Genomic DNA, 3,664 nt, shown 5'->3' with positions numbered 1-3,664 from the left:
TGCCTTTGAGATTCCACAGTTTCACAGTCTTGTCCCAACTAGCAGAAGCGATAGTCTGGCCATCTCGGCTAAAGGCCACGCTATTGACAGGTTCGCTATGTCCAGTGAGGGTGTGCAGGTCTTTGCCTTTGAGATTCCACAGTTTCACGGTGTTGTCCCAACTAGCAGTAGCGATAGTCTGGCCATCTCGGCTAAAGGCCACGCTAGTGACAGGTTCGCTATGTCCAGTGAGGGTGTGCAGGGGTTTGCCTTTGAGATTCCACAGTTTCACGGTGTTGTCAAAACTAGCAGAAGCGATAGTCTGGCCATCTCGGCTAAAGACGAGGCTAGTGACAGGTTCGCTATGTCCAGTGAGGGTGTGCAGGTGTTTGCCTTGTAGATTCCATAGTTTCACGGTGTTGTCCAAACTAGCAGAAGCGATAGTCTGGCCATCTCGGCTAAAGACGAGGCTAGTGACAGGTTCGCTATGTCCAGTGAGGGTGTGCAGGTGTTTGCCTTGTAGATTCCATAGTTTCACGGTGTTGTCCCAACTAGCAGAAGCGATAGTCTGGCCATCTCGGCTAAAGGCGACGCTAGTGACAGTATCAGTATGTTTATCCAGGCTATTATACTGGTTGACGCCATAGAGAGATTGCTGCAACTTAGCGATCACTTGTATTCTAGTATCACCTTTTACCCTTTTTGCCTTTTGGAGTTTTCCTACTGCCCTTAAACTCTCTTTTAGAGCATCAAAGGCTTGCTTTGAGGTAAACAAGAGTTCTGAAGATTGATTCAGGGCTTTAATTTCACTTTCTTCTGCCTTTCTCGCCTGCTTACGAGACTCCAATCCAAAAACCGTTGAAGCAACTGTCCCCAATACCAACACACCAATAAACCCTAGCGCTACTAACCTGCGGTTACGGGTGATTTGCTTGTGCTTGTGACGGCTAACCTCAATATACTCCTCGGCCAACCCATTCAACATCCCCAATTCACCATACTTTCTTAAATACTCCTGGGCTTCTACTAACCTCCCCCCAAGCAACAGTAGACCCGCATCATCGCGCTTCTTTCCCTTCTCCTGCCATTCTTCTGCCGCCGCTTCCAGCTTGCTTTCGATCACCATCGCTTCTGTGTAAGTCTGCTTCCACTCCACCAACCTTCCCCAGTGGCGAATCAAGGCTTCGTGCACCACATCCAAAACCACATCCTGGGAATTTTCCTCATGACTTCTAGTAATCAAGCGGTTGTCTGAACTGGCTAAGGTCTGGCTAACAGCATCGAGCAGTTCTAAACTGTGATGAGAATTGACTAACTCCCCCAGGCGTACTCGTCTACGGGTATCGAGAGTCTCTCCCACTTGAGTTAATTCCAACAACAAACGCCTAGCCACAGTTTGTTCTTCCGCTGAGAGACTATCAAATACCTGATTTGCCTTCTTTTCCAGAGTTCCCTCAATTCCCCCTAACTGTTGATAGGTTTCTAACCGTAAAAACGTTTCCTGCTGCTGTCTTGACTGTTTCCATAATTCCGTCAGAGTATATTGGAGCAGGGGAAGGCTACCTGGATAATCTTCGACATCGTTAATCAGTTGCTGTTTTAATCTCCCCTCAATCCCTAATCCTACTAATTCAGCTGGTAGTGCGATCGCTTCTTCAATTTCCTGACGGTTCAACTGGTCAACATTGATGTATGGTCTATTGATCTTTTCAACAAATTGAGGATACTTTCGCGACCGCCCCCGAAAGTCAGAGCGCATAGCGATTAACACAATTAGATTGTCTTTCTGCTCTAATAATTCAATTAAACCGTTAAAGAATTCCAGCCGTTGGTGAGGTTGACTCATAGTGAAGCACTCTTCAAACTGGTCAATAATCATGACCACCGGTTCAGAAGTCGCTACTAGAGTAAGACTAGAATTGCCTCCGTTTTTCTCTAAAAGCTTTCCCAACTCCAGCACCTCCTGTAACCTTTGCTTTGGTGCAACACCCGGAGAGAAAGGTTCTAGATAATGCCAGCGATCGCTTCCAACAATTGCCTGACCTAACTTCAGCTGATACAATAAGCCTGCCCTGAGTAAGGAAGACTTGCCACTGCCGGAAGCTCCTAACACTACCAGCAGACGGTCTTTAGTTTTCACTCGCTCAATTAACTGCTGGGTCAACTGAGAACGACCGTAAAACACCAGAGCATCCTCTGGTTTATCGGTAAAATAAGACAGAGACCGATAGGGGCACTTATCCTGAAAGCTCAGTTTCGGAAACAGGCTAGTCAGTAGAATGGCTTGTTCAGAGTTAGCGATTAAAGGACGTTGTCCAGTCCTTGACATCCGCTGCTCAATAAACAAGGCCAAATTATGACTAGTAACAATACCATCCGGGTGATTTTCCGGATTTAATCCTGCCAGTAACTCCCTGGTAAATACTCCTTGTTCATGGCTAATCTCTACTCCCGGTTCAAAGGAACGAGTAGCAGTAATCAAGCAGTAAGCTTTATCAGTTGGGATAAATGGGAGCAAGCTTAGTAACTCGCCACTGTAGCAACAATCTAACCAAATCACTACCTGTTTGACTGGGCTAGTTGCGATTTGCTCACCCAACTCCCGCAGAGGATAGCCATAAATTCCCACATCAGGAAAGGCATCACTTGTCACTAAGAAAACTTCCTCAATACCATCCACCTCTTGTCTACAGCCATGGCCTGAAAAGAAGAATAGGCCGGTTTCTGGAGGTTGGTTGGGAGGAGGAGGATTAAACAGATTAGCGACTGCTGACCTTAATTCCTCTAATTTTACTAGTCCTGTGCTGGATGGTCCCCCTGCTCCTTTTTGGGTCAACCCAAGGGGTAAGTCTTGAATCCGAAACGGTTCATAGCCATACTGCTCTAATCGTTGAGCGACATTTTCCCCATCTAATGCCGCAACGGTCAAGTCGTTAAAGTTGGTGTATTCTGGATAACGGTTAATCCCAACAATTAGGGCTTCCCATTGCGGTCTCATTGGAGCGAGGTTCTGAAACTTTTATTAGGGTAACATACTATCACAATTTCGGGAACTAGGCTGATCCTTCGTGTATAAAGATAATGATTGAAGTAGTAGCAGTGGCTGATGAATACCAACAAAACCCTATTAGCGTTTTTACTTGCTCTGACCGATTTAGACACACCCTTGAGTCAAGGTGATAATAAGAGCATCAAAGAAATTGGCGATCAACTTGATGCCCAACCTTTGGCCTGGGAGAGGTATACCAAACCCAAGCTGCTAGAGATAATTGCAGCCAATCCTGAGTTAAATCAACGTTACCAAACTTATTACAACCAACTTGACACTACGGTTGATATTCCCCCAGACTATCTCCCAACAACAGCGGAAATCCAGCCAGTCAATAAACCTAGCTCTACGATAATGAGAGGACATAAACCTAAGTCATCACCTACAGGCTATGACCAACAAATTAATAATATTGTGATTGTTGTCAGTCGTACAGAACAACCAGAAGCAGCTGTGAAACAATTACCCTTGGAAAAACTGAAACAGTTTTTAGGGACTTCTAAAAAGTAAAGTACCCAATTTGGGAGTCGGGAGATGGGGAGATGGGGAGATGGGGAGATCGGGAGATGGGGAGATCGGGAGATGGGGAGATGGGGAGATGGGGAGATGGGGAGATGGGGAGATGGGGAGATCGGG

Annotated in this window: 2 protein-coding genes; one reads left to right on the top strand and one right to left on the bottom strand. The window is 46.1% G+C overall.

The window, feature by feature from the left end; all coding sequences use genetic code 11:
- Positions 1-2,977 (bottom strand): caspase family protein (locus F6J99_RS43210; protein WP_293123143.1); only part of this gene is annotated, 2,977 nt, incomplete at its 3' end.
- A 108-nt stretch (positions 2,978-3,085) separates the two neighbouring features.
- On the opposite strand from F6J99_RS43210, the gene F6J99_RS43205 reads away from it, so the two are divergent.
- The gene (locus tag F6J99_RS43205) at positions 3,086-3,538 is read left to right on the top strand and encodes a hypothetical protein (protein WP_293123140.1); all 453 of its coding nucleotides are present in this window, start codon (positions 3,086-3,088) and stop codon (positions 3,536-3,538) included.
- The last annotated feature ends 126 nt before the right edge of the window (positions 3,539-3,664 follow it).

Source organism: Moorena sp. SIO4G3, from assembly GCF_010692305.1.
GTDB lineage: Bacteria > Cyanobacteriota > Cyanobacteriia > Cyanobacteriales > Coleofasciculaceae > Moorena > Moorena producens_A.
This window is presented reverse-complemented; position numbering and strand designations above follow the sequence as displayed.